At 73.1% G+C, this 25,565-nt stretch carries 21 protein-coding genes; 8 read left to right on the plus strand and 13 right to left on the minus strand.

Going from position 1 to position 25,565, the window contains the following annotated elements; genetic code table 11:
• Together E4099_RS02090 and E4099_RS02095 are read left to right on the plus strand one after the other, a co-directional pair.
• Positions 1–4,120 (plus strand): TIGR02680 family protein (locus E4099_RS02090; RefSeq protein WP_245244513.1); only part of this gene is annotated, 4,120 nt, incomplete at its 5' end.
• The gene (locus E4099_RS02095; protein ID WP_135337154.1) at positions 4,111–5,421 is read left to right on the plus strand and encodes a TIGR02679 family protein; all 1,311 of its coding nucleotides are present in this window, start codon (positions 4,111–4,113) and stop codon (positions 5,419–5,421) included. The genes E4099_RS02090 and E4099_RS02095, both read left to right, overlap by 10 nt.
• A gap of 111 nt (positions 5,422–5,532) precedes the next feature.
• Here the strand turns inward: E4099_RS02095 and E4099_RS02100 are convergent, their stop codons facing one another.
• The 3 genes from E4099_RS02100 to E4099_RS02110 all read right to left on the minus strand — a co-directional run bounded on the left by E4099_RS02100 (position 5,533) and on the right by E4099_RS02110 (position 7,792).
• The gene (locus tag E4099_RS02100; protein WP_135337155.1) at positions 5,533–6,468 is read right to left on the minus strand and encodes a D-alanyl-D-alanine carboxypeptidase family protein; all 936 of its coding nucleotides are present in this window, start codon (positions 6,466–6,468) and stop codon (positions 5,533–5,535) included.
• A 97-nt stretch (positions 6,469–6,565) separates the two neighbouring features.
• Positions 6,566–7,276, minus strand: a complete 711-nt coding sequence (locus E4099_RS02105; protein WP_135337156.1) for an HAD family hydrolase — start codon at positions 7,274–7,276, stop codon at positions 6,566–6,568.
• A gap of 18 nt (positions 7,277–7,294) precedes the next feature.
• Positions 7,295–7,792, minus strand: coding sequence for an Lrp/AsnC family transcriptional regulator (locus E4099_RS02110; RefSeq protein ID WP_135337157.1), 498 nt, complete (start codon positions 7,790–7,792; stop codon positions 7,295–7,297).
• 458 nt (positions 7,793–8,250) lie between these two features.
• Here E4099_RS02110 and E4099_RS02115 point away from each other — a divergent pair, with 458 nt between their 5' ends.
• Entirely contained in the window at positions 8,251–9,753 is a 1,503-nt protein-coding gene (locus E4099_RS02115; RefSeq protein ID WP_135337194.1) for an FUSC family protein, read from the plus strand.
• 202 nt (positions 9,754–9,955) lie between these two features.
• Here the strand turns inward: E4099_RS02115 and E4099_RS02120 are convergent, their stop codons facing one another.
• The 5 genes from E4099_RS02120 to E4099_RS02140 all read right to left on the minus strand — a co-directional run bounded on the left by E4099_RS02120 (position 9,956) and on the right by E4099_RS02140 (position 14,601).
• Complete coding sequence (locus E4099_RS02120; protein ID WP_135337158.1) at positions 9,956–10,939, minus strand: sirohydrochlorin chelatase family protein; 984 nt, start codon at positions 10,937–10,939, stop codon at positions 9,956–9,958.
• A 70-nt stretch (positions 10,940–11,009) separates the two neighbouring features.
• Entirely contained in the window at positions 11,010–12,062 is a 1,053-nt protein-coding gene (locus E4099_RS02125; RefSeq protein WP_135337159.1) for an N-acetylglucosamine kinase, read from the minus strand.
• Positions 12,063–12,066: 4 nt separating this feature from the next.
• On the minus strand, positions 12,067–12,879 hold the full coding sequence (locus E4099_RS02130) for an LURP-one-related family protein (protein WP_135337160.1): 813 nt from the start codon (positions 12,877–12,879) through the stop codon (positions 12,067–12,069).
• A 121-nt stretch (positions 12,880–13,000) separates the two neighbouring features.
• On the minus strand, positions 13,001–13,681 hold the full coding sequence (locus E4099_RS02135; protein WP_386390872.1) for a uracil-DNA glycosylase: 681 nt from the start codon (positions 13,679–13,681) through the stop codon (positions 13,001–13,003).
• A gap of 254 nt (positions 13,682–13,935) precedes the next feature.
• On the minus strand, positions 13,936–14,601 hold the full coding sequence (locus E4099_RS02140; RefSeq protein WP_245244517.1) for a DUF305 domain-containing protein: 666 nt from the start codon (positions 14,599–14,601) through the stop codon (positions 13,936–13,938).
• Between the two features lie 140 nt (positions 14,602–14,741).
• On the opposite strand from E4099_RS02140, the gene E4099_RS02145 reads away from it, so the two are divergent.
• A complete protein-coding gene (locus tag E4099_RS02145; RefSeq protein ID WP_386390875.1) occupies positions 14,742–16,208 on the plus strand; it encodes an LVIVD repeat-containing protein in 1,467 nt (488 codons plus the stop codon).
• A 43-nt stretch (positions 16,209–16,251) separates the two neighbouring features.
• On the opposite strand, the gene E4099_RS02150 is transcribed toward E4099_RS02145, so the two are convergent.
• Complete coding sequence (locus E4099_RS02150) at positions 16,252–16,884, minus strand: TetR/AcrR family transcriptional regulator (RefSeq protein WP_135337164.1); 633 nt, start codon at positions 16,882–16,884, stop codon at positions 16,252–16,254.
• 409 nt (positions 16,885–17,293) lie between these two features.
• Between E4099_RS02150 and dnaK the strand changes: the two genes are divergently transcribed.
• The 4 genes from dnaK (at position 17,294) to E4099_RS02170 (ending at position 21,462) form a co-directional block, all read left to right on the plus strand.
• Complete coding sequence (gene dnaK, locus E4099_RS02155; RefSeq protein ID WP_135337165.1) at positions 17,294–19,171, plus strand: molecular chaperone DnaK; 1,878 nt, start codon at positions 17,294–17,296, stop codon at positions 19,169–19,171.
• Positions 19,168–19,752, plus strand: a complete 585-nt coding sequence (gene grpE, locus E4099_RS02160; RefSeq protein ID WP_135337166.1) for a nucleotide exchange factor GrpE — start codon at positions 19,168–19,170, stop codon at positions 19,750–19,752. Before dnaK ends, grpE begins: the two co-directional genes overlap by 4 nt.
• Positions 19,753–20,058: 306 nt before the next feature.
• A complete protein-coding gene (locus E4099_RS02165; protein WP_135337167.1) occupies positions 20,059–21,090 on the plus strand; it encodes a zinc-dependent alcohol dehydrogenase family protein in 1,032 nt (343 codons plus the stop codon).
• Between the two features lie 126 nt (positions 21,091–21,216).
• A complete protein-coding gene (locus E4099_RS02170) occupies positions 21,217–21,462 on the plus strand; it encodes a hypothetical protein (protein ID WP_167828272.1) in 246 nt (81 codons plus the stop codon).
• A gap of 82 nt (positions 21,463–21,544) precedes the next feature.
• On the opposite strand, the gene E4099_RS02175 is transcribed toward E4099_RS02170, so the two are convergent.
• The 4 genes from E4099_RS02175 to E4099_RS02190 all read right to left on the minus strand — a co-directional run bounded on the left by E4099_RS02175 (position 21,545) and on the right by E4099_RS02190 (position 25,453).
• Positions 21,545–22,300: an SDR family NAD(P)-dependent oxidoreductase gene (locus E4099_RS02175; RefSeq protein ID WP_135337169.1), complete on the minus strand. Its 756-nt coding sequence runs from the start codon at positions 22,298–22,300 to the stop codon at positions 21,545–21,547.
• 152 nt (positions 22,301–22,452) lie between these two features.
• The gene (locus tag E4099_RS02180) at positions 22,453–23,319 is read right to left on the minus strand and encodes a helix-turn-helix transcriptional regulator (protein WP_135337170.1); all 867 of its coding nucleotides are present in this window, start codon (positions 23,317–23,319) and stop codon (positions 22,453–22,455) included.
• 488 nt (positions 23,320–23,807) lie between these two features.
• Positions 23,808–24,773 (minus strand): pirin family protein, encoded by a 966-nt coding sequence (locus tag E4099_RS02185; RefSeq protein WP_135337171.1) that lies wholly within the window; start codon positions 24,771–24,773, stop codon positions 23,808–23,810.
• The gene (locus E4099_RS02190) at positions 24,770–25,453 is read right to left on the minus strand and encodes a phosphatase PAP2 family protein (RefSeq protein WP_135337172.1); all 684 of its coding nucleotides are present in this window, start codon (positions 25,451–25,453) and stop codon (positions 24,770–24,772) included. The genes E4099_RS02185 and E4099_RS02190 overlap by 4 nt, the downstream gene beginning before the upstream one ends.
• Positions 25,454–25,565: the final 112 nt, after the last annotated feature.

Raw genomic sequence — 25,565 nt, forward strand, 5'->3', positions numbered from 1 at the left:
CCTCGTGACCCGCCTCCCCACCCCCAGGCGCTCCCGTTGGCAGCCCCTGCGCATCGGCCTCGTCGACCTGTTCCACTACGACGTGGAGGAGTTCCACTTCCGGGACGGGCGCCTGCTGCTCCGCGGCAACAACGGCACCGGCAAGTCCAAGGTGCTCGCCCTGACCCTGCCGTTCCTGCTCGACGGCGACCTGAGCCCCCGCCGCGTCGAACCCGACGGCGATCCCGGCAAGCGGATGGAGTGGAACCTGCTCCTCGGGGGCGAGCACCCGCACTCCGAACGGCTCGGTTACACATGGATCGAGTTCGGCAGGCTCGACGACACCACCGGTGAGCAGCACTTCCGTACGCTGCTGTGCGGGCTGAAGGCCGTCAGGGGAAGGGGCATCGCCCGCCACTGGTACGCCGTCACCCGCCAGCGCGTCGACCACGGCTCCACCGAGCCCGGGCAGGAGACCCTCCGGCTGCTCGACTCCACCGGCACGGCCCTGTCCCGGGACCGGCTCGCCGAGGCGATCGCCGCACACGGCATGGTGTACGACCAGGCCAAGGCGTACCGCAGGGCCGTCGACGAAGCACTCTTCGGCCTCGGTGAGCGGCGGTACGCCGCCCTGGTCGACCTGCTCATCCAGCTGCGCCAGCCCCAGCTCTCCAAGCGTCCCAACGAAGCCGCCCTCTCCCGCGCCCTCACCGAGGCCCTGCCGCCCATGGACCAGGCCGTCATCGCCGATGTGGCCGAGGCCTTCCGCTCCCTGGACGAGGAGAAGGACGAGCTGGCCGCCGCGTTGGCCGCGGAACGGGCCGCCTCCGCCTTTCTGGAGCACTACCGGCGCTACGCCCGCATCGCCACCCGCCGCCGGGCGCGGCTCCCACGGGCGGAGCACTCACGCTACGAGCGTGTGCAACGGGATCTGACCGAGGCGCACAAGCGCCGCGACGTCGCCGAGCAGAGGCGGGCGGCGGCGCAGGAGGAGATCAGCTCCCTGGCCGGGACCGCGGAACGCCTGCGGGCCCAGGAGAAGGCCTTGCGCGAGGCGCCCGAGATGCGCGACGCGCGGGAGTTGGAGCACGCCGCGCTGGCCGTGACGCGAACAGCGCGAGCGGCGGACCGGGCGCGGGAGGACGGGCGGCAGGCGGCCGCCCTCCACACCAAGGCGATCGGGCGGCTCGGCGCCGCCGGGAACCGACTCCGTGCCGCGGGGCTCAGAGTCCGGGAAGTCCTTGCCCAGGCGAGGCAGCACGCCACCGCCGCGCACATCACGCTGCCGCTGGACGATCGGCTGCCCGAGCCCGGAATGCGGCGCGCCGTCGAGGACGCGGCGGGCCGCGCCCAGCGTTCCCTCGCCCATGTCGAGGACCTCCTCGAAACAGCCGAGCGGGCCGCCGCCGCGCACCGCCGGGCCTCGGGCCGTCTCGACGAGGCGGAGACCGACCTCGCCCTGGCCGCCGCATCGCACGGTGCGGCGGAGGAGGACGCCGCGCGGGCCGGAGGGGCCCTGCTGGACGCCGTACGCGAACGCGCCGGGACCTGGGAGGAGCTGGCCTACCCCGACGAGACCGGCCTCCTCGACGAACTCCAGGAGTGGACCCGCCACCTCGACGGCCCCTACCCGGCACGCGTCCACGCGGCCAGGGCGCACACTGTCCGCTCGGCCGACCTGGCCGACCAGGCGGCCGAAGCCGCCCGACGGGCCGCGGAACTGGCGGAGCGCACCGACGAGGCGCGACGGGAGCTCGCCGCCCTCGAAGCCGGCGGCGGACGCGAGCCCCAGCCCCCCGCGACCCGCACCCCGGGCCTTCGCGAACAACTGCCGGGCGCCCCGCTGTGGCGCCTGGTCGACTTCCGTGACGAGCTGCCCGAACCCGAGCGAGCCGGGCTCGAGGCGGCACTCGAGGCCTCCGGTCTTCTGGACGCCTGGGTGCTCCCCGATGGCTCAGCCCTCGCCGCGAACGGGCACGACGTCCTGCTCGCCCCGTCGCCCGGACCGATCAGCGGCCCCTCGCTGGCCGAGGTGCTGCGCCCGGCCATGGACCACGGCGACCGGCGGACCGCGACCCTGGACGAAGCGGCGGTGAGCGGCCTGCTCGCCGCCATCGGCCTGGGCGGCGGGGGAGGAGCCGGGACGTGGGTGGCGGCGGACGGACGCTTCCGTGTCGGCGCGCTCACCGGCACCTGGAACAAGCCCGCCGCCGCGTACATCGGCGAAGGCGCGCGCGAGGCGGCGAGGAAGGCCCGCATCACCGTGATCGAGCACGAACTCGCCCGCCTGCACGAAGAGTCGGAAGCCGTTGCCTTCCGATCCAAAGCGATCACTGGCCGCCGCCGCACGCTCGACATCGAACTCGCCTCCGTACCCGACGAATCGCCGCTCACGCGGGCACACGCGCTGGTGAGCGCCGCCGCCGACACCGCGAGCAAGGCCCGCATGCGCTGCCAGGAGCGCGCCGCCGAAGTGGCCGAGGCGGCCGGGAAGGCCGAGTGTGCCGCCACCGAACTCACCGAGGCCGCCACCGACCTGGGGCTACCGGTCGACCGGGCCGGGCTGACCGCCGTGCGCCACGCCCTCGGTTCTCTCGCCGCCGCGCTGGCCGCCTTGTGGCCCGCGGTGCGCGAACACGGCGAGGCCGCGCGCCAGGTGGAGGACGAGCGCGCCGAGGCAACCGACGCCCAGGGGCGGGCCGAGGACCTCGCCCAGCGGGCGGAAGAAGCGGAGCGTGAGGCGGCGGCGGCGGACGAGCGCCACCTGACCCTGCGCTCCACCGTCGGTGCGGCCGTCGCCGAACTCGAACGACGGCTCGCCGAGACCGCCGAGGCGCAGCAGACCTGCGAGGCCGACCGGAAGACCGCCCTGCGGCGCCACACGGAGGCGGACCGGGAGGCCGGCCGGGCCGAGGGGCGGATCGAACAGCTGGAGGAGGATCTGACGGAAGCCGTCGGCGCACGCGCCGAGGCCATCGCCGCGCTCCAGCGCTTCACGGACACCGGCCTGGTCGCGGTCGCGCTGCCCGAACTCGCGGTCCCCGCAGCGGACGACGGCCCCTGGGCCGCGACCCCGGCCGTCGCGTTCGCCCGCGCCGCCGAGACCCGCCTCTCCTCGGTCGACGACACGGACGCCGCCTGGGAGCGCGTCCAACGCCGACTCAGCGAAGAGCTCAAAACCTTGCAGGACACCCTCTCCCGGCACGGGCACAGCGCCTCCGCCCGCATGGTGGAGGACGGCATGGTCGTCGACATCGTGTACCGGGGCCGCGAGCGGGCCGTACCCGAACTCGCCGAAGCGCTCGCCACGGAGGTTGGCGAGCTGACCCGCATCCTGTCCGCGCACGAACGGGAGATCCTCGAAACCCACCTGGTCACCGAGGTCGCAGGCACCCTGCAGGAACTCATTGGTGCGGCCGAGCGCCAGGTGCGGGACATGAACACCGAGCTGGAGGACCGCCCCACCTCTACCGGCATGAGACTGCGGCTGATGTGGCGCCCCTCGCGCAAGGCCCCGCCCGGACTCGCCCAGGCCCGTGAGCGGCTGCGCCAGTCCGCCGACGCGTGGACCACCGAAGACCGCGTGGCGGTCGGCGAGTTCCTCCAGGACCAGATCGCCCGGCAGCAGTCCGATGACGGCTCGGGCAGCTGGCTCGAACACCTCACCGCCGCGCTCGACTACCGCTCCTGGCACGAGTTCGGGGTCGAACGCCACCAGCACGGGCGCTGGATCCCGGCCACCGGCCCCGCCTCCGGCGGCGAACGCGTCCTCGCCGTGTCGGTGCCGCTGTTCGCCGCCGCTTCCTCCCATTACGCCAGTGCGGGCAGCCCGCACGCCCCCCGCCTGGTCACCCTGGACGAGGCGTTCGCGGGAGTGGACGACGACTCGCGAGCCAAGTGCCTGGGCCTGCTGAGCGCCTTCGACCTCGACGTGGTGATGACCAGCGAACGGGAATGGGCCTGCTACCCGCAGGTCCCCGGCATCGCCATCGCCCAGCTGTCCAGGATCGACGACGTGGCGGCGGTGCACGTCACCCGATGGGAGTGGGACGGTGCACGACGGCAGCGCCGCGAGGACCCCGCGCGGCAACCGGTACCGGACGCGGCAGATCGGCCGCAACGGCAGCCCCGATGGAGCTGACCTACGGCCGGCCTGCGGCATCCGATGCCGTACCGGAGCCGGTCACGCACGCCGCGGCCGACCTGCCCCGGCTGCGCCGCCTGCTGGGTGTGCCGGAACTCGAGTGGCTCGTCGAGCGGGTGCGCGGCCGGCTCGTGGCCGGGCGCCCCCTGACCGGTGTCGTCTCCCTGGCCACCCCCACCTCTGACCAGCGATCCGCGGTCGAACGGCTGCTGGCCCGACCCCCGGGTGGCGGCCGTTCCCTCACCGTACGACTGGAGGCGGTCGACGCCGTGCTGCGCCGGTCGGGCATCAGCCCCGAGGGCCTCGCCGCCGCCGTCACGGCGCTGATCGGCCCCATCACCCCGCTCGCCCAGGTCAGGGCAGAAGAGGAGGCCGCCTGGGATCGGGCGTACGCACCCCTCGACGCGCTCGTACGGGACCGGCCCGAGCTAGCCGCTTGGGCCGCCAGGGTGCGGACCGGGGGCCTCGCCCGGCGCCTGGCCCGCACCCCCGAATCCGCACACACCCTGCTCACCGGAGTGCACGCCGCTCTCCGCGCGCTTCCGGCCGATTCCGCCGTATCACTGGCCGCCTTCGCCGCCCGCACCCTCGGCTCGGCCCACGCGCTGGACGACGGCACCCCGCACGCCACCCTCACGCTGTCCGGGGTCCGCGCGCTGACCGGGTTCGCGGACGGCAGCGGCGCCGAATGGCGGCGGAACGCATGGGCGTCAGCGGGCCTGCTGAAGGACGAACTGTCCTCGACGGTCCTCACCCTGAACCTGCAGGGAACCCCCGCCCTCGACTGGATGGCCCACGAGGGGGAACCGTCCGTCCTGACACTTCGCCAGCTCATCCGACGGCCACCCTCCACCACTTCACCAGTGGTGCGGATCTGCGAGAACCCGGCCGTCCTCGCTGCGGCGGCGGACACCCTGGGCCCTGCCTGCCCGCCTCTGATCTGCCTCCAGGGCCAGCCCTCGGCCGCCGCCTTCGCCCTGCTGCGCCATCTGCACGGCAACGGCTCGACCTTCCGGTACCACGGCGATTTCGACTGGGGCGGGCTCCGGATCGCCGGTGCCCTGCTGCGCCGCGTCCCCTGGCGTCCCTGGCGGTACACCGCCGCCGACTATCGAGCGGCCCTGGCCGGAAGCGGCTCCAAACTCGCACCCACACCCCTCACCGGCGCACCGACCCGGACCCCGTGGGATCCCCACCTCGCCACGGCGCTCGCAGAGGCCGGCGTCCGGGTCGAAGAGGAGCGAGAACTGGACCTCCTGCTGTCCGACCTGCGGTCCGCGCCCGATGCGAATCCGTGAGATGGCCCTGCCCGGTTGCGGCGGAAGCTCACTGTCCGAGCGCCCATGGCGGCCGCCACGGCCGGACCGCGGCGAGGGCGCGATCCCCCCGGTACGGTCCGGCCGTACCGCTCAGTCGCGCTGGGCGGCCGGGGAGAGCTGGCGCCACTTCACCGCGGTGCGGGTGCCGAACGCCCAGTCGAGCATCTTCTTCGCGTCCGGGTAGCGGTTGGCGTCGTTGAGGACGACCCCGACCACCGTGCGGCTGCCGCGCTTGGCGGCGAAGACGATGCACTTGCCGGCCACGCTGCCGGTGCCGGTCTTGATGCCGATGGCCCCGTTGTACGAGCCCAGCAGCTTGTTGGTGTTCTCCCAGGAGTAGATCCTGGTCCGGCCGTTGGCCGCGGGTGCCTTCTGCTCGGTGTAGGTCGTCTTGACCACCGTGCCGAAGGTCTTGTTCCCCAGCGCGTGCCGGGCCAGCTTCGCCAGGTCGCGCGGCGTGCTGTAGTTGCCGTTGCTGGCCACGATGCCGTCGAAGGAGTCGTACCGGGTGTTCCTCATCCCCAGCGATTCGGCCTTCTTGTTCATCTGGCCGATGAACGACTTGGCGCGCTTGGCCAGGGTGTCGCCCTTGCCGAAGGTGTCGGCGAGGGCGTACGCGGCGTCGCAGCCGGAGGGCAGCATCATGGCGTACAGCAGCTGCCGGACCGTCACCTTGTCACCGGTCCTCAGATCGGCGGTGCTGGCCTTCTCCCGGGCCACGTAGTCCCGGTAGGACTGCTTGACGGTGACCTTCCGGTCCAGGTCCACGCCCTTGGTGTCCAGCACCACGACCGCGGTCATGATCTTGGTGGTGCTGGCCAGCTGCCGCTTGGTGTCCGCGCTCTTGGCCCACAGCTGCTTGTTGGCCCCGCTGTCCAGCAGGTACGCGCCCTTGGCCTGGATGCCGGACGGACCGGATGCCGCCTGTGCGGTGGTGGCCGGCAGTGCCATCGACAGTGCCGCGGCGGAGGCGATGACCGCCGCCCCCCAGCGCCGCACCGCTCTACCCCCACGTGCTTGTTCCATAGAGGCCCCCATCTTCTGGTCGGAATCGAGCGAGCGCATCGTCTCATCCGTTCATATGACGGTGCGGCGCTGGGGGCCGGCGCGGTCCGCCGAGGCGTCAGCCGCCGCCCTCGATCCAGGCGTAGGCCGCGTCCGGGTCGAACTCGCCCTGCCCGCCCGGGAAGAGCAGCCCCGCCCCGGCGAACCCGGGATCGTCCGCGGTCCGGGGCAGATACGGCACCGCGATGCAGCGCATCCCCGCCCGGCGCGCCGCCTCCGCACCCGGTGCCGCGTCCTCCACCACCACGCACTCCGCGGGTTCCGCGCCCAGCCGCCGCGCGGCCTCCAGGAACACATCCGGCGCCGGCTTGCCGCGGGCCACCTCCTCGGCCGAGACGGACACCGGCAGCAGCGCGGCCAGCCCGGTCCCGGTCAGCACCGCCTCGATCACGGCCCGGGAGGAGCCGGAGGCCACCGCCAGCCGGTACCCCGCCGTGTGCAGCCGCTCCACCAGGGCGCGCATCCGGGGGAAGACCACCGTGCCGGCCGCGGCCGACTCCAGATAGCGCCGGTCCTTCTCGGCCAGCAGCTCCCCCACATCGGCGTCGATCCGGTACTTCGCGCGCAGCGCCTCCATCGTCTCGCGGGTGCCGATGCCGATGAACCGGCTGTGCTCGGCCCAGCCGAAACCGGTCACCCCGTGCCGGGCCAGGGTCTCGCGCGCCGCCTCGAAGTAGCGGTGCTCGCTGTCCACCAGCGTGCCGTCCAGGTCGAAGACGACGGCGCCGCGGGGGTCGGAGACGGCGGAGGGGCTCACCGGGCCCAGCATGCCAAGGGAGCGCGGCCCTCAGGACCGGTGGCGGGGTGTGTCGCCGGCCGCCACCCGGCCGACCGCGTCCACCAGCGGCAGCACCCGGTACGCCACCCGCTCGCGCAGCGCCATCTCGGTTCGCGTGCGCACCACCCCGGGCAGCCGGATCAGCCGCTGCACGACATCCTCCAGATGCCCGTTGTCCCGGGCCACGACCCGGGTGAGCAGGTCCCCGGCGCCGGTGATCGAGAACGCCTCGATGATCTCCGGCACCTCGGCCAGCGCGTCCCCCACCTCGTCCAGATACCCCTGGGTCACCTCGATATGGACGAACGCCAGCACCGGATGGCCCAGCGCGGCGGGGGACAGGAACGGCCCGCTGCCGGTGATCACCCCGTCCCTCTCCAACCGGTCCAGCCGCGCCTGCAGGGTGCCGCGCGCCACCCCCAGCAGCCGGGCGTACTCCCGCACACTGGTGCGCGGCTGCTCCAGCAGCAGCCGCAGGATGCGCGCGTCGAGCGCGTCTACTGCCATGGCTCCTTCTCCGCGGCCGGGTCCACCGCCGCAGGCGGGGCTCATACGAACGCCCTCCCGGCGGCCGGGCCGGCGACGGCGGGCTGATGTGATCACTCACCCCGACCTTATCCAGGGACCCGGCCGCCTCGGACGCGTCCAGGGGCCGTGCCTGTCCGCGTGCCCCGGCCCCGACGGCGGCCGCGCACCGGTCGTCAGCCGGTACGGGACCGGGGCGGACGGCCGCCGAACCGCCCCGCCCCTCGCCGCGGCCCGCGGAGCCGGGCCAACGGCACGGTCGTGGCCCAGGTGAACCCGTATTCACTGTGCCAATGGCCCAGCCAAAAGGGACACACTTGAGCCAGTCTCCCCTTGGATGTTTTCCTTGCCACCTCGATGGCGTTGCGGGACCCCCGCAGCGCCTTTGCTCATCTCGGGACCCGTTCCGGCAGGAAGGACATCGCGCACCCTTGAAGAGGATGTTCGTCAGCCCCGACCCCGGGCTGCTCAGACTGCGGACCGCCGTACGCGCGGTCCTGGGCATCGGCCTCGCCGTCACCGCGGCGGAACTATGCGGTCTGTCCCTGCCCGCCTCGATCACCGCCGGTCTGGCCGCACTGCTGGCCCTCTTCAACGTCGCCGACCCGACCGTCGCCCGCCAGGCCGTCACCACCGCGCTGCTGCCGGTGGCCGGACTGCCGGTGCTGGCGGCGGCCACCGCCCTGCACGGGCAGCCGCTGCTGCGCGACGCCGTCTTCCTGGCGGTGATCGGCTGCGGGGTCGCCGCCCGCCGCTGGGGGCCGCGGGGCAACGCGCTGGGCATCTTCGCGTTCATGATGTTCTTCGCCGCCCAGTTCCTGCACCCGGTGCCCGAGCAGCTGGCCGAGCTGTCGGCCGCGGTGCTGGTCGCGATGCTCGCGGCGGCGCTCGTGAAATTCGGGCTCTGGCGCATCGAACGCCGCACCCTGCCGCCGGCCGCCCCCGCCCCGCTCGGCGGGCGCGGACTGGCTCACCCCACCACCCGGCTGGCCCTCCAGGCGACCGCTGCCTGCGGCTTCTCCCTCGCCGTCGCCCAGGCCCTCTTCCCGGAGCGCTGGTACTGGGCGGTCGGCGCAGCCTGGTGGATCTTCGTCAACACCGCCTCCCGCGGTGAGACGCTGGTCCGCGGCTTCCGCCGGGTGCTGGGCACGGTGTGCGGCCTCGCCGCCGGACTGGTCGTCGCGATACCGCTGCACGGGGCCCCGGTGCCGACCGCGGTGCTGCTGGCCGTCTGCGTGTTCGGCATCTTCTACAGCGCGGGGCCGTCGTACAGCTGGATGATGTTCTTCGTCACCGTGCTGGCGTCCCTGCTCTACGGCCTGCTCGGAGTGCTGGACGCGGGGCTGCTCGCGCTGCGATTCGGCGAGACCCTGGTCGGCGCGCTCGGCGCCGGGCTCGCCGTGGCGGTCGTGCTGCCCATCACCACGCACGCCGCCACCGACGCCTGGATCCAGCGCGCCCTGCGCTGCGTACGGCAGTGCGCCGCCCAGGCCGCCCGGCGGATCGCCGGCGACACCGGCGCGGACCCGGCTCCCGCCGTGGCCGAGCTGGAGCTGCTGCTGGGCCGGGTACGGCTGTCCCTGGGCCCGCTGCTGCACCCGCTCAACCCGATGCGCGCCCGCAAGGCCCGCGCCCGCCGGGTGCTGGTGCTGCTCGACGACTGCGCCCGGCAGGTGCGCGGGCTCGCCGAGATCGCCGCCGACCCGGACGCCTCGCACGACGCCCGGCTCACCGCCGCCTGCCAGCGGGTCGAGGCCGCCGTCCACCGGCTGGTCACCCCGGGCACCGCGCCCGCCGCGGATCCGGCGCACGCCACCGAGGCCCACCACCACCCGGGCGCCGAGCGCGCGCTGGCCCATCTGCACAGCCTGGAGGCGGCCCTGGCCGGCCTCGCCGCGCCGCTGCGCTCGGGCCCCCGCGCCCGCAGCGACGCCATGGCCTGAGCGGCCCGTACGGCCCGCGGGGGAAGGCCCCGGGGGCGCCGGGTGACCCGGGTGACCGGACGAGCCCGCACGGCTCCCTGATGACACCCTGACGCTTCACGGGTCCGGCGGGACCCGCCGCCCGCAGGTGGGGCAGACAGGCACGGGGCCCTCCGGAGTGATCCGGAGGGCCCCGTCGTGTGCCGGGTGGTGGCCGGGCCGGTCAGCTCGCGGTGAGGGAGACGCCCAGGGCCGCCGCGTACCGGGACAGCACCAGCTTGCCCACCGCCGGGTAGGCGCCCAGCGGCTCCGCCGCCGCGCAGCCGGCCTCCTCGGCGGCCGCGGCGGGTGCGTCCGGCGCCATCTCGGGGCCGATCAGGTACGGGGCCAGCGCCAGCCGCGTCGAACCGGAGGAGCGCAGCTGCTCGGCCACCCGCACCACCTCGCCGGGCTCGTCCAGGGCGGCCGCCAGCACCGGCACCGCCAGGCGCGCGGAGAGCAGCATGCCGGTGATCCCGGCGGCCTTCGCAGCCTCCGGCCCACCCGAGGTGGCCAGCACGATGCCGTCCGCGGCGGTCGCCACGGTGAACAGCCGGGCGCGGTCCGCGCGGGCCAGGCCCGCCTCCGACAGCTTCACGTGCAGCGCCTCGGCGAGCAGCGGGTGCGGGCCGAGGACGTCGGTGGTCTCGACGGTGGTGCCGCTGCCGTCCGCGGCCTGGGCTATCCGCTGCTGCAGCTCGGTGTCCGGGCCGGCCAGAAGCGGCACCACGACCGCCCCGGGCCCCTCGGCGGCGGCCCGCACCTGGGAGTCGTCGAACGGTATCTCGGCGGGGTCCACGCCCTCGGCCTCGGCCACCGCGCGCAGCTCCTCGGCGGCGGCCTGGGTGGCGGCCTCGGCTCGGCGGACCCGGTCCTCGCGCTCCGTGCCGGCCTGCTTGAGGACCGTGCCCAGCTGCGGGAACTCCTCGTCGTCCCCCTCGGCGTAGGCGATCCGGCCATCCAGGCCCGGCAACTCGGAGCGGGCGATGCTCAGGATCTCCTCGGCCAGCCGGCGCGCGTCGGCATCGGGCGTACCCGGCACGACGAGCACCAGGGGCGGTGCGCCGGCCGGGGCGGCCGCGGGCTCCGGGCGGCGGTGCCGTCCGGTTTGACGGGGACGAGGGGTTCGTACAGGCAGGCCGGACGCGGGCCCGGTGGGGGAGCTCATGGCGCCGCATGTTAGTCGTTCCGGGTGCCCCCTGGCTGGGGCAGGGTACGACTCGGTGACGTACGTCCCGCTATGCCGGATTATGGCCGGCGCCGAGCTGGCGGACGGTCAGCAGCGCGGGGTCGGCGGGCAGTCGAAGGGTGCCGTCGGCCAGCGCCGCCGCGATCCCCAGGGCGCCGGCCAGTGGATCGCCCGCCGGTGCCACCGCGGTGGCGTGCGGCAGCAGAGCGGCCAGCTGGGCGCGGAGCGGGCCCAGCAGCGGCTCGCCCATCCCCGTCAGCCCGCCGGTCAGTGCCACGGCCGCGCCGGTTGCATCGGGGCCGTCCCCCGCGGTCGTCCGCTCGGCGGGCGGGCACACCGCCTGCGCCGCCTGAGCGATGTGCCGGGCGGCGGTGCGCAGAATGCGGTCCGCCACCGGGTCCGTTCCGGCGCAGCCGCCCACCTGGGGGGCGAAGGAGGCCAGCACGGCCGGCCGGTCGGTGCGCGGGTAGAGCAGGCCGGGCAGCTCGCCGATCGGGCCGAACACCGCCTCGGCCCGGGCGAGCAGCGCGGGGGAGCCTCCGGCGCGCCCGTCGTGGGCGCGCAGCGCGGCTTCCAGCCCGGCGCGGCCGATCCAGGCCCCGCCGCCGCAGTCGCCCAGCAGATGGCCCCATCCGTCGGCCCGCCGCCAGCCGCTGACCAGATCGGTGCCCAGCGCGATCAGGCCGGTGCCGGCGGCCACCACCGCGCCGGGCCGCTGGCCCAGGGCGCCGGCGTAGGCGGTCACCCCGTCGGCGGCCAGCGCCAGGCGTCCGACGCCGAGGGCATCGGCCAGCGCCGCGGGCAGGACGGCCCGCAGACCGTCGCCCAGGGAGGCCATGCCGGCGGCGCCCACGCAGGCGGCGCCGATCCGCTCGGCCCCGACCCGGCGCGCCAGGTCCTGGACGGCCGGCAGCACCTGGGCGAGCAGGCCGTGCGCGTCGATGCCCTGGGCGCCGACCGCGACCGGCGTCGCCGAGGACCACACGGCGGGCTCGTCGGGCCTCTCGGCGCGGGCGACGGCGACCCGCAGGCCCGAGCCGCCGGAATCGATCCCCAGGACCGCGGTCCCGGGTGCCCCTGAGGTGTGCTCCGGGGTTCCCATCGGCTCAGCCGAATCCGCGGGCGTCCTGCTTGAGCGCCGTGTCCACGGTCAGCGCCGTGGCGATGACCAGGCTCAGCAGCGGGTCCTGCAGCGGCCGGTGGATCTGCAGCACGTAGTTGTCGGCCGTGGTGAACATGGTCTTCGCCAGGCCCTCCCAGGTCTTGGTGATCCGGGCGACCTCCGTGTCCGTGTGGTCCACGATGGCGAAGTTCCAGGCGCGCCAGTTCTCGGCCTTGATCGCGCCGAGCGTCTGGCCGCCGGACTCGATGGAGAAGTTGATCTTGCCGATGACGTTCTGCTGGACGATCTCGCCCACCGGCTGACCGTCCGGACGCTGCACCAGCACCCGGGACTTCATGAACTTGCGCGGGCGGGTGAGGACCAGCTGCGGCTGCCCGGAGGCGTCCCGGATCTCCAGGGTGTGGGTCATGAACTGGTCGAGGCTGCTGACGAAGCGCGCGACCTTCTTCAGCGCGCTCTGGCCCACCTCGACGACCGTGCCGAGGGTCTGCCCGTGCTGGTCGAAGACGCTGTACTCGTTGGTGAGCTCGATCAGCTTGGCCTTCTGGTTCACCACCAGGACCGGCTCGCTGAACAGCGTGCCCCCGCCGCCCATGACCGGGGTGACGCCCGCCTGCTTCTGCACCTGGCGCTGGATCTTGGTCGGGTCGGCGGGAAGCTGCTGCTGGGGCACCTGGCCCGGCTGACCCGGGTGGGTGTGCGGGGTCCACTGGGCGCCGTCCCAGTAGCGCAGCAGGTTCGGGGTGCCCTGCGGGTCCGCGTACCAGCCCGCAGGAGTGTTCGGATGCGTGGTCATGCTGCGCAGACTACCGGTCGTACGCCCCGTGACCAGCAGTCGAGACACCGCGTTGAGGGAGGGTGTCCCGGGCGGGCGGATGCCCTCGCGGGCAGCGGCGGCGGCCGGGACGCCGGGTGGCTCAGGGCAGTCGCCACTCCACGGGCCGCGCACCCTGCCGCACCAGCAGTTCGTTCGCCCGGCTGAACGGCCGGGAGCCGAAGAAGCCCCGGTCGGCCGACATGGGGGAGGGGTGAGCCGACTCCACGCTGGGCACCTCGCCCAGCAGCGGGCGCAGGTTGCGGGCGTCACGGCCCCACAGGATCGCCACCAGCGGGCCGCCGCGGGCCACCAGGGCGCGGATGGCCTGCTCGGTGACCTCCTCCCAGCCCTTGCCGCGGTGCGCGGCGGGCTTGCGGGGCGCGGTGGTCAGCGCCCGGTTGAGCAGCAGCACGCCCTGCTGGGTCCAGGGGGTGAGGTCGCCGTTGGCGGGCCGCGGATGGCCGAGGTCGGTGTGCATCTCGCGGTAGATGTTCTCCAGGCTGCCCGGCAGTGGCCGCACCTCGGGCGCCACCGAGAAGCTCAGGCCCACCGCGTGCCCCGGGGTGGGGTACGGGTCCTGGCCCACGATCAGCACCCGCACCTCGTGGAACGGCTGCTGGAAGGCGCGCAGCACATGCCCGCCGGCAGGCAGGTAGGTCCGGCCGGCGGCGATCTCGGCGCGCAGGAAGTCGCCCATCGCCGCGATGCGTTCGGCCACCGGCGCCAGGGCCTCGGCCCAGCCGGCCTCTACGATTTCGTTCAACGGTCGTCGTGCAGCCACGATCCGTCACTCTATCGGCTCAGCGTGTGAGTCCTGCCACCCGCCCCGGACGCCCCCGGCGTCCGCGACCCGGGGCGCGGCACGGCGGCCCGGGCCCCGGCGATCACGCCCCGCCGGCCGGCCGCCCCGCCGCACTCCCGCGCCAGGGGCCCGCCGCACCGGTCCTGGTGCCTGGTCCGCCACCGGCACCCGGTACGCGACTCGTACCCGGCCCTCCGCCGCGTCGGCCACTCGTCCCCGGTCCGCCGCCGCGGTCAGCCCAGCCGGCGCATCCGCTCGATCTCGGCGCTCTGCTGGGAGACCACCTCGTTCGCCATCTCCTCCACCCTGACGTTGTTGCCCGAGGTGAGCAGTTCGGTGGCCATGGTGACCGCGCCGGTGTGGTGGCGGATCATCAGCTTGAGGAAGAGCGTGTCGAAGGCCGCTCCATGGGCCGCGCGCAGCTGCTCCAACTGCTTCTCGGTGGCCATGCCGGGCATCGCTTCGTGGTCGTGCGCCGAGTGTCCCTGCCCGGGGTCGTTCTCGGCGTACTCGACCAACCAGCCCTTCATCGCCTCGATCTCCGGCCTCTGGCCGGTGGATATGCGCTCCGCCAGCTTCTTGACCCGGCCGGACTCCGCCCGGTCGGGGGCGAGCGCGGCCATCACCAGGGCCTGCCGGTGATGGGTGATCATCATCCGTATGTAGCGGAAGTCGGCGGAGTTGGGGGTGTCGTCCTCACCGGACTCGGCCGCCTCCTCGGCCGAGAGGGTCCGGGCGGGTTCGCCGGGCTTGCCCGGGGCGATCACCGCCGGGCCGCGGCCCTTGCCGTCCGCCGAACCGCCGTCCGAGGAGCAGCCGGTCGCCGCGAGCGACAGTGCCGCGAGGGCGGCCAGCAGGGCGGGGACGCCGGAGCGCGCCGTCGTACGCCGGGTGAACACGGTGACCACGGGGACCTCCAGGGGGGTCGGCAGGAACGGCCCGGCCGGACCGCGGCCGCGATCGTCCTCGGGCCTCGGCGGCGTCCGGTGGGGAGAAGAATCCATGACGTTTCTGTTGCCATCTATTGAGGTGTACATGCATGGCGCGATACTGCGGACTGATGGTTCCATCCCGAACGGAATCCAGGGAGTGTGCAGTGAAGTCGTGGCTCAGATCAACGGCACGGCATAAATACCTCGGCGCGACCTTTGCCGCATTCGGCCTGGTGGCGTCCCTCCTGGTGGCCGGACCGGCCGCCGCCGCGCCCGACGCGGACATCCCCGGGGTCGACGAGGTCGTGCACAGCGACAACGTGACCCACCTGGCCAATCTGCCCAAGCAGGCACTCAAGGGCACCAACTCCGACCTGGCCTTCCAGGACCAGTACGTGTTCGCGGGCAACTACGACGGGTTCGTCGTCTACGACGTGAGCGACCCCGCCGCGCCCCGCACCGTCAGTCAGGTGCTCTGCCCCGGTTCGCAGAACGACATCTCGGTCTCGGGCAACCTGCTCTTCCTGTCCACCGACTCCTCGCGCAGCGACGACTCCTGCAGCAGCACCACCCAGCCGGCCACCGAGAAGTCCTCCTGGGAGGGCATCAAGGTCTTCGACATCACCGACAAGGCCAACCCCCGGTACGTGGCCGCGGTGGAGACCGCCTGCGGGTCGCACACCCACACCCTGGTGCCGGACCGCAAGAACGTCTACGTGTACGTCTCCTCGTACTCGCCCAACGCGGCCTTCCCCGACTGCCAGCCGCCGCACGACGGCATCTCCATCGTCAAGGTGCCCCGGGAGCACCCCGAGCGGTCGGCCGTCATCGACTTCCCGGTGCTCTTCCCGGACGGCGGCAACCCCGGTGACAGCGACAAGCCGGACATGGTGCCCACCAGCGGCTGCCACGACATCACCAGCTTCCCCAAGCTGAAGCTGGCGGCGGGTGCCTGCATGGGCGACGGCATCCTGATGGACATCTCCGACCCGGCGAAGCCGAGGGTGCTCGACCGCGTCGAGGACCTGGAGAACTTCTCCTTCTGGCACTCGGCCACCTTCAACCAGCGCGGCACCAAGGTGGTGTTCACCGACGAACTCGGCGGCGGCGTGGGAGCCACCTGCAACGCCGAGGTCGGCTCGGACCGCGGCGCCGACGGCATCTACGACATCGTCGGCAAGGGCAACCACCGCAAGCTGGTGTTCCGGAGCTACTACAAGATCCCCCGCCACCAGGCGGACACCGAGAACTGCGTGGCCCACAACGCCTCGTTGATCCCCGTCAAGGGCCGGGACATCGCCGTCCAGGCCTGGTACCAGGGCGGCGTCTCGATCTGGGACTTCACCGACTCCGCGCACCCCAAGGAGATCGGCTACTTCGAGCGCGGGCCGATATCCGCGGACAAGCTGTCGGTCGGCGGCTCCTGGTCCGCGTACTACTACAACGGCCACATCTACTCGAACGACATGGCCAAGGGCTTCGACGTGCTGCGCATCGACGACAAGCGCACCGACGGCGCCAAGCGCGTCCACCTGGACGAGCTCAACGTGCAGACCCAGCCCGACTACCGCTGACCGCCGCCCGGCCCGGGTCGGACGGCCCGGGCCGAGACGGACCTCAGCCCTCGGAACGCGAGGGCGCCCCGCTGGGCGGTTCCGGGCACGGCGGGGCGCCCAGCGACCAGTCCAGCCCGTACCGGTGGAACAGTTCGGCGCGCAGCCGCTCCGGTGCCATCGGCGCACCCGGCAGCAGGATCGCCACCACCGCGCCCATCAACAGCGCGCGCAGCAGCACATAGTCCGCCTCCGGGTCGGTGGAGCCGAACTCGGTCACCGTCCGGCGCCACACATCGGCCAGACGCTGCTGCTCGGGGCACTGCACGAAGCCCTCGGCGGTGAGGATCCCCGCCATATGGGTACGCATCAGCCGCGGCCGGTCGCGGGCCAGCCCCAGGATCGCGTCGATCGCCCGAGCCAGGCGCTCCCGCCCGTCGGTGGTGAGCGGCTCCCGATTCAGCCCGGCTTCCATCTCCTGGTGCATCAACCGGTGCACGGCCGACTGCAACAGCTGCCGTTTGCCGGGGAAGTAGTACGACACCAGGCCACGGGCGGCGCCGGCCCGGTCGGCGATGTCGGCCAGCGTCGTGGCCTCGTAGCCACGCTCGTCGACCAGCTCGACCGTCGCCTCCAACAGGCGCGCCTGGGAACGTCGGCGCAACTCCTCATTGACCGATGCGCTGCGGGGGGACATCCTGAAACTCCTGCGTTGACTGGCTGCAGGCCAATATACTCAGCGCATCGTATATGGTCCCGCCCGTCGCCGGGCAGCGCGGGTCGCCTCAGCAGTCGTCGGTTTCGGACGAAACGGGGGATCGTCCGAAACCGACGGCCGCGGGGCCTGGCCGGTGCCCGAGGTGCTGTACCGATGGCACCCCTGATCCCTGGCGCGACCTCCCGCCTCCGTTCCCCGGCGGGTGCCCCGTGCCCGCGCGGGCCGCGGCGCCCGTACTCGCCGAAAGTGTGCGCCTCCCCACCGTACGTGCCCGGGGCCCCGCCTCCGCCGAAGGCGGTTTGACTCCGCGCCGGGGGCGTTCTATGCAGGATGTCAAGGGTGTTTCCCGCCGTGGGCGCGCGCGGGTGAGCCCACCCGGAGGTGCACCATGGCACGACCAGTGGGAATCGACCTCGGTACGACCAACTCGGTGGTCAGCGTGTTGGAGGCGGGTGAGGCCACCGTCGTCACCAACACCGAGGGAGCCAGGACCACCCCCTCGGTGGTCGGCTTCGCCAAGAACGGAGACGTCCTGGTCGGCGAGGTCGCCAAGCGCCAGGCGGTGACCAACGTGCAGCGCACCGCCCGGTCGGTGAAGCGCCACATGGGCGAGGCGTCCTGGCGCTTCCCGGACTCGGGCGACATCGACGGACGCCACTACACCGCACAGGAGATCTCCGCCCGGGTGCTGCAGAAGCTGAAGCGGGACGCGGAGGCGTATCTGGGGGAGGACGTGACGGACGCGGTCATCACCGTCCCCGCGTACTTCAACGACGCCCAGCGCACCGCGACCAAGGAAGCCGGGGAGATCGCCGGCCTGAAGGTGCTGCGCATCATCAACGAGCCGACGGCCGCCGCCCTCGCCTACGGGCTGGACAAGGAGAGCGACCAGACGGTCCTGGTCTTCGACCTCGGCGGCGGCACCTTCGACGTCTCCCTGCTGGAGATCGGCGAGGGAGTGGTCGAGGTCAAGGCCACCAACGGCGACACCCACCTCGGCGGTGACGACTGGGACCAGCGGGTCGTGGACTACCTGGTCAAGCAGTTCAAGAACGCCTACGGGGTGGACCTCTCGAAGGACAAGATGGCCGCTCAGCGGCTCCGCGAGGCCGCCGAGCGGGCCAAGATCGAACTGTCGGCGGCCACCGAGACCACGATCAACCTGCCCTACATCAGCGCGTCCCCCGAGGGCCCGCTGCACCTGGACGAGAAGCTCACCCGCGCCCAGTTCCAGCAGCTCACCGCCGACCTGCTGGAGCGCTGCAAGACCCCGTTCCACAACGCGGTGCGGGACGCGCGGATCAAGGTCGCCGACGTGGACCATGTGATCATGGTCGGCGGCTCGACCCGGATGCCCGCGGTGACGGACCTGGTCAAGGAGCTGACGGGCAAGGACCCGCACAAGGGTGTGAACCCGGACGAGGTCGTCGCCATCGGCGCCTCGCTCCAGGCCGGCGTCCTCAAGGGCGAGGTCAAGGACGTCCTGCTGCTCGACGTCACCCCGCTGTCCCTGGGCATCGAGACCAAGGGCGGCATCATGACCAAGCTGATCGAGCGCAACACGACCATCCCGACCAAGCGCTCGGAGATCTTCACCACGGCCGAGGACAACCAGCCGTCCGTGCAGATCCAGGTCTACCAGGGCGAGCGCGAGATCGCCGCGTACAACAAGCGACTGGGCATGTTCGAGCTGACCGGCCTGCCGCCGGCCCCGCGCGGTGTCCCGCAGATCGAGGTCACCTTCGACATCGACGCCAACGGCATCATGCACGTGGCCGCGAAGGACCTGGGCACCGGCAAGGAGCAGAAGATGACCGTCACCGGCGGCTCCTCGCTGCCGAAGGACGAGGTCGACCGGATGCGCCAGGAGGCCGAGCAGTACGCGGAGGAGGACCACCGCCGCCGCGAGGCCGCCGAGACCCGCAACCAGGCCGAGCAGCTCGTCTACCAGACCGAGAAGCTGATCCGCGACGACCGGGACAAGATCCCCGGCGAGGTGCGCGAGGAGGTCGAGGCCGCGGTCGGGGAGCTCAAGGAGACGCTCAAGGGCGAGGACACCGGCGCGATCCGCGCCGCCACCGAGAAGGCCGCCACGGCGGCGCAGAAGATCGGCAGCGCGCTGTACGCCCAGGCCCAGGGCCAGAGCGCGGGCGGCACCGGCTCCGCACCGGGCGGCTCGGGCACGGATACGGGCACCGGTACGGACGATGACGTCGTCGACGCGGAGATCATCGACGAGGACAAGCAGCAGGGAGGCGAGGGATGAACCGGCCCACCGGCACCGACCGCGGCGGCGCGCCGCTGACCGTCGTCCAGGACGGGCGCCGCCACCCGCCCGCGGCGCTCCCCGGCCCGCCGGCGACCCGGCGGCGACCGGCCGGGCGGACCGCGGCCCCGGCGCCCGGCCCCGCGGCGTCCCCGCAGGCGCGGCTGAGCGACGAGCTGTCGGAGCGCACCGCCGATCTGCGCCGGGTCAAGGCCGAGTACGACAACTACCGCAAGCGCGTCCGCCGCGACCGGCTGGCGGTCCGCGAGATCGCCGTGGCGAACGTCCTGGACAGACTGCTGCCGGTCCTCGACGCGCTCACCGCCGCCGAGGCGCAGGGCGCGGTCACCGGCGGGTTCCGGCAGGTCGCGGAGGCACTGCGGAGCGAACTGGCGGCGCTGGGCCTGCGGCGCTTCGGCGCGGTGGGCGATCCTTTCGACCCGGCGCTGCACCAGGCCCTCGGGTGCGACCTCGACGAGCGGGTGGAGCGCGCGGTGTGCGCCGAGGTGGTGCGCCCCGGATACCGGGTCGGCGCCCAACTGCTCCGCCCGGCGGAGGTCGTGGTCGCCAAGCCGCCGTGAGCGGCGCGGGGGCGCCGGCGGGGCCCCCGGGTGTGCGGGAGCGGGTTCCGTGGGGGCGCGGGTGCATCGGGTGTGCGGGAGCGGGGCGCGGGAGTATGGCGCGCGGGATCGCGGGCACGCGGGCACGTTGGGCAGTGGGTGGAGCGCGGGCGCGAGGCCAGTCGGGGCAGGGCCCCTGGGCCCCTCGGCACCGGCTGCGCGCCGGAGCGGTGAGCCGGTCGGGGACGGCGGGCTGGGGGCGTCGACCCGATACGTATCGTCCGCCCGTCTGATAGGGCAGCGGCGCGCCGTGGGTGAGGAGGGGTGATGGCTTCCAGGGCAGCGGGCAGGACGGCGTCGACGGCAAGAGCCTGGGTCGTGGAGCGGCCTGGGCCGATCGCCTCCGGACCGCTTCGGCTGGTGACGCGCGGCACCACCCCGCCCGGCCCGTACGAGCTGGGCATCCGGGTCCGCGTCTGCGGCGTCTGCCGCACCGATCTGCATCTGGCCGAGGGCGACCTGCCGCCCCGCGCCCCCCGCCGCACGCCGGGCCACGAGGTGGTCGGACGGGTGGAGGCGGTCGGGGAGCGGGTGAGCGGATTCCACCCCGGAGAACGGGTCGGAGCCGCCTGGCTGGCAGGCACCTGCGGCGACTGCCGCTACTGCCGCACCGGACGGGAGAACCTGTGCCCGTACTCCCGCTACACCGGCTGGGACATCGACGGCGGCTTCGCCGACCACCTCGTGGTGGACGCCCGGTACGCCTACCGCGTCCCGGACGGTTGGACCGACGAGGAGGCCGCGCCCCTGCTCTGCGCCGGAATCATCGGCTACCGCGCCCTGGAGCGGAGCCGACTGCCCTCCGGAGGCAGGCTGGGCCTCTACGGCTTCGGCGCCTCGGCCCACCTGACCGCGCAACTCGCCCTCGCCCGGGGAGCCGTGGTGCATGTGGTCACCCGCTCAGAATCCGCCCGCCACCTCGCCCTGGAGCTGGGCGCGGCCTCCGCCTCGCGGACCGCGCCACCGGAGCCGCTGGACTCCGCGATCCTCTTCGCGCCCGCCGGGCCACTGGTGCCGGCCGCCCTGGCGGCACTGGACCGGGGCGGCACCCTGGCGGTGGCCGGAATCCATCTGACGGCAGTGCCCCCGCTGGACTACGACCGGCATCTGTTCCAGGAGCGGACGCTGTGCAGCGTCACCGCCAACACCCGGCGGGACGGCCGCGCCTACCTCGCCGAGGCGGCCGAGCTGCGTCCCGCGGTACGGCTGAACCGCTATCCGCTGGACGAGGCCGACCGGGCCCTGGCGGATCTGGCGGCAGGCCGGATCACCGGGGTCGCGGTGCTGGACGCCCGATGAGAGCCCGCCCGGCGGCGGCCCCGGCGGGAACCGGGTCGGTGCGGAACGCGTCCCCGGGCCGATCTTGCCAGGGTGAGCATGTGTGCGACCCCTCGTCCGCATTCCTGTATCTGTGCCACCAAAGGCGTGCACAACCATGTCGGTTGCCCCTGCGCCTTCACTGATGGGCAGGCGGGCACGGCCACCGTGACCTTCCCCCTCCAGCCCGCCCACTACCTGCTGGCCAAGGACCGCCGGCTCCAGCCGGTCATCGACACCCACGACCCCTTCTTCACCACGGCCAACACCACCACCCCGGTGTTCACCCTCGACATCACCTTCCCGGAGGGCGTCGAGTCCTACCTCGACATCCCCCTCCACCCACTCGACTGACTCCACCCCGGCAGGTCGGCTCGGCCCGCCCGGACACCCTGGGGTGCGGTGCTCCCGCGGCGGGCGGTGGCTCCTCGTGGCGTCAGAGGCTGGGCACGGAGCCGACCAGGCCGCCGTCGATCACCAGGTCCTGACCGGTGATGTAGGAGGCGTCGTCGGAGGCGAGGAAGGCCACGGCGGCGGCGACCTCATCGGCGTGACCGACGGTGCCGAGCGGCACCTGCGCGGCGTTGCGCGCGTCGGCCTCGGGGTCGACGTTGGCACCGCGGTACATCTCGGTGTCGATGTAGCCGGGGCTGACGGAGTTGACGCGGATGCCGCGCGGGGCCAGGTCGGAGCCGAGGGTGCGGGCCAGATTATGGACAGCAGCCTTGGTTGCCGAGTAAACGGAAGCGACCGGCAGCCCGCGATACAGCGTCCAGGAGGCGTTCAGGACGATCGCGCCGCCCTCTTTCAGCAGCGGCAGGGCCTTTTGGACAGTGAAGAAAACACCTTTGAAGTTCACGTCGGTCAAGTGGTCGAAGTCGGCTTCCGTGACGTCGGCGCTGGGCTTGAAGACGCCCGTACCGGCATTGGCGAAGACGGCGTCCAGACTGCCGCGCCAGGTCTCGATGCGGCGCATCAGGACCTCCAGGTCGGTCAGGTTCGCGGCGTCCGCACGCACAGTCAGCAGGCGTTCCCCTGCGTTGAGGCCGGCTGCCGCCTTGGCCAGCCGGGACTCATCGCGTCCGGTGATGGCGACGTAGGCTCCCTCGTCGAGCAGGCGGCGGGCGGTGGCCAGGCCCATGCCGGAGGTGCCGCCGGTGATCAGGATTGTTCGATTGCTGAGTCGCTTCATGCGGATGATCCTCCGCCGGGCAGCCGAGGATCAGCAGTGCGGGACGAACATGGGTCTGTCACCACCACCTTCGCGGCCAGCGGTCGACGGAGCACCGCCGCACGGGTGCGTCTCGGGCAGCGTCCGGTCATCTGCGCCCAGGGGGCGGGCGGTCAGTCGAGCTGCGGGACAGCGGCCCCCAACAGGGCGGCCAGCCGTTCCTGCGACTGCGTGCCCGTCGCCGGGGTGTGCAGTATCAGGCGGTGGCCGGGGAGGTCGGGCAGCGTCAAGGTGGTGTAGTCGAAGATGAGCTCGCCGGCCTCCGGGTGGGCGACGGCCTTGCTGCCCGACGTGGCATCACAGATGCGGTGCTCGGCCCAGATCTCGGCGAACTCCGGGCTGGCGGCACACATGTCCGCCGCGAGCTGACCGAACTCGACATCGTCCGGGTAGCGTGCGGCGTCCGCTCGGAACTGGCCGACGATCACCTGCGCGGCATCCCGCCAGTGCACCAGCGAGGACCGATAGCGGGCGCCGGTGAAGAAGGTCACCAAGCAGTTGTGGTCGTGCTCGTGGTAGCCGAAGACCAGCTCGGCCGCACGGTTGACGGCCACCAGATTCCAGTGCCGGTCGATCAGGTAGGCGGGGCGGGGCAGCCAGGAGTCGATCACCCGGCGCAGCTCGTCCGGGACCCGACGACCGGACTTCGCAGGCGCCTGCGGCGGGTTCAACCCGGCCAGGAGATAGAGGTGTTCACGCTCGGCACCGTCCATCCACAGCACCCGGGCGATCGCATCCAGCACGTCCGCGGAGACGTTGATCTCCCGGCCCTGCTCCAGCCACGTGTACCAGGACACCCCCACCCCGGCGAGCACCGCGACCTCCTCGCGACGCAGCCCGGGCGTGCGCCGCCCACGCACGTCACCGACCGCCATGCCGGCATCGGCCGGGGTTACCCGAGCCCGCCGCGATCGCAGAAACTCCCGCATCTCGGCGCTCCGTCGGGCCCGCGCCGCGGCGGACAGCTTGGCGATCTCCATGGAGCCAGCGTAGGTCCCGCCCCGACGAGCAGATCATCGGCCGCACCGGATGCGACCTGTTTCGGCACAGCAGCGCACCGCACGGGCCGATCGACGGACGCCGCACTCAGCTGGGCTGCCCCGGAACCTCTCCCCCGTAGGCACGGTTAGCGAGCGCCTGGGGAATCACGTGACCAAGTCGGTGGGGAATTATGTGACCGTCCACACCAGGCCGGTTCGCTACCGAACGCCTCCCGCCGAGCGCCTGGAGGCGGAATACCCAGAGCCCCGATGATTCGACGATTCCGAGACACCTGATGCAGGGTCGGTAAGGTCAGCACTGGGTCAGCATGAGTTCGACCAGACGTCGTTGCAGATGGCCAGAGGCTGTGACGGTCAGGCCGCACGAGACGAGCGCCATACGGGCTGGGTCGAGGGTTCGCGGGAGAGTGCTGAGGCGGGGGTGCGGTGGGTTCGCTTGCCGCCTCTTCGCCGGCCGAATGCGCAGGTCAGCGTGCACGTCCGCGCGGTTTGAGGGGAGTGTTGGGGAGTTCGGGGGCGGGCAGTCGGTCGCCGGGATAGCCCTGTACCTCGCCGAAGCGGTCGGTGTTCATCCAGTCCCACCGCGCTTGGGTGATCTCGTCGTGCGACCGCCCGATGAAGTTCCACCACATCACGATGCGCTCCTCGAACGGCTCACCGCCCAGCAGCATCAAGGTGCTGTCCACGTCGGCCCGCAGGGGGAGTTCCCGGCGCCCGCAGCCCAGGTAGAACAGGGAGCCGGGGCTCAGCGGTACGCCGTCGACCACGGACTCCCCGGACATGGTGAGTGCCGCGTACTCGAAGTCCGGCTGGACCGGCAGCCGGGTGTCGGTTCCCGCCGTGAGGGTGATGTCGGCGCCCACCAGCGGGGTGAAGGTGGTGCCGGGGGAGACCGCCCCGTCCAGCTCGCCCAGGATGAGTGTGGCCTCCAGACCGCCGCCGCTGACCTGGGGGAGGGCGGAGTGGTGCTCCCAGCTCGGGGCGGTGTGCCGGGCGCTGTCGGGCAGCGCGACCCACAGCTGCGCGCCGTGCAGGAACGGGGCGTGCTCCCCGGGGGACTCCTCGGAGTGCGAGATGGCCCGGCCCGAGGTCATCACGCCCAGCTCACCGGGTCGCAGCGTCTGCAGGCTGCCGAGGCTGTCCCGGTGCAGGACCTCGCCCTGGTGCAGCCAGCTCACCGTCTGCAGGCCCATGTGGGGGTGCGGGGGGACCTGCATCCCCGGCTCCTCGGCGATGTCGTCCGGTCCGTAGTGGTCGACGAAGCACCAGGCACCCACCATGCGCCGGCCCAGGCTGGGCAGCAGGCGGCGCACCACCGTGGACTCGCCCAGCGGTACGTTCCTGCCCGGCAGCAGGTCGCGTACCGGCTCCGCGGTGACCTCCGCGCGGCCCCCGCACACCGTTGCCGTGGGCCGTAGGTCGAGGTTGCTCATCGAGGACGCCTTTCGTCGTACGGACGTACCGGCGCGCCGAAGCGTGCCGCGAACGCCGGATACGCGGCGATCGCGGCGGCCACCAGCGCACCGCCCAGCAGCCAGCCGCCCAGCACGTCGCTGGGCCAGTGGACTCCCAGATACACCCGGGTGAAGCCGACACCCAGCACCGACACGACCGCCAGCCCCACCAGCAGGCGCCAGACCGGGCCCCGCACCCCGTGCCGGGCGGCCAGCCACAGCAGCAGCCCACAGGCGACGGTGGCGGTCATCACGTGCCCGGAGGGGAAGGCGGCGTTGTTCGCCGAGTCGACCGGGTGCGGCCACACCGGCCGCTGCCGGCCCACCGCGGCCTTGACGCCCTGCTGGAGCACCAGGGCGAGCGCCGTGGCGAGCGCCACCCACAGCGCGAGCGGCCACTCCCGCCGCCAGAGCAGCCAGGCCACGGCCGCCAGCAGCAGCGCCCGCATGGTGAAGGGATCCCAGATCCAGTCGGTGAGCACCCGGTTCGCCTTGGTCCAGCCGTGGTGCGCCACCGCCCAGCGGTGCAGCGTGTCGTCCACCCCTCGGTCGAAGGAGAGCAGCGGGTGCCAGTCGACCGCGATCAGGGTCAGCAGCAGGAGGAAGAGGACGGTGAGCACCACGGCGACCGTGGCGGCACGGGAGTTCGCGGCCGGCATGCTCCGATGATCACGGATGTGCTCCCGCAGGACCAGTGCGCTGTGCGGCGAGCCGGGATCAGCCGAGGGCGCCGGGCGGGAGCAGGCGTCCACGGTGTGGGCGGCTCGGCGA

Source organism: Streptomyces palmae (assembly GCF_004684805.1).
Lineage (GTDB): Bacteria > Actinomycetota > Actinomycetes > Streptomycetales > Streptomycetaceae > Streptomyces > Streptomyces palmae.

Coding starts and splice junctions, on each gene's coding strand:
- E4099_RS02095 (WP_135337154.1), top strand. CDS start 4,111: ATGGAGCTGACCTACGGCCGGCCTGCGGCATCCGATGCCGTACCGGAG.
- E4099_RS02100 (WP_135337155.1), bottom strand. CDS start 6,468: ATGGAACAAGCACGTGGGGGTAGAGCGGTGCGGCGCTGGGGGGCGGCG.
- E4099_RS02105 (WP_135337156.1), bottom strand. CDS start 7,276: ATGCTGGGCCCGGTGAGCCCCTCCGCCGTCTCCGACCCCCGCGGCGCC.
- E4099_RS02110 (WP_135337157.1), bottom strand. CDS start 7,792: ATGGCAGTAGACGCGCTCGACGCGCGCATCCTGCGGCTGCTGCTGGAG.
- E4099_RS02115 (WP_135337194.1), top strand. CDS start 8,251: ATGTTCGTCAGCCCCGACCCCGGGCTGCTCAGACTGCGGACCGCCGTA.
- E4099_RS02120 (WP_135337158.1), bottom strand. CDS start 10,939: ATGAGCTCCCCCACCGGGCCCGCGTCCGGCCTGCCTGTACGAACCCCT.
- E4099_RS02125 (WP_135337159.1), bottom strand. CDS start 12,062: ATGGGAACCCCGGAGCACACCTCAGGGGCACCCGGGACCGCGGTCCTG.
- E4099_RS02130 (WP_135337160.1), bottom strand. CDS start 12,879: ATGACCACGCATCCGAACACTCCTGCGGGCTGGTACGCGGACCCGCAG.
- E4099_RS02145 (WP_386390875.1), top strand. CDS start 14,742: ATGGCGCGATACTGCGGACTGATGGTTCCATCCCGAACGGAATCCAGG.
- E4099_RS02150 (WP_135337164.1), bottom strand. CDS start 16,884: ATGTCCCCCCGCAGCGCATCGGTCAATGAGGAGTTGCGCCGACGTTCC.
- dnaK (WP_135337165.1), top strand. CDS start 17,294: ATGGCACGACCAGTGGGAATCGACCTCGGTACGACCAACTCGGTGGTC.
- grpE (WP_135337166.1), top strand. CDS start 19,168: ATGAACCGGCCCACCGGCACCGACCGCGGCGGCGCGCCGCTGACCGTC.
- E4099_RS02165 (WP_135337167.1), top strand. CDS start 20,059: ATGGCTTCCAGGGCAGCGGGCAGGACGGCGTCGACGGCAAGAGCCTGG.
- E4099_RS02175 (WP_135337169.1), bottom strand. CDS start 22,300: ATGAAGCGACTCAGCAATCGAACAATCCTGATCACCGGCGGCACCTCC.
- E4099_RS02180 (WP_135337170.1), bottom strand. CDS start 23,319: ATGGAGATCGCCAAGCTGTCCGCCGCGGCGCGGGCCCGACGGAGCGCC.
- E4099_RS02185 (WP_135337171.1), bottom strand. CDS start 24,773: ATGAGCAACCTCGACCTACGGCCCACGGCAACGGTGTGCGGGGGCCGC.
- E4099_RS02190 (WP_135337172.1), bottom strand. CDS start 25,453: ATGCCGGCCGCGAACTCCCGTGCCGCCACGGTCGCCGTGGTGCTCACC.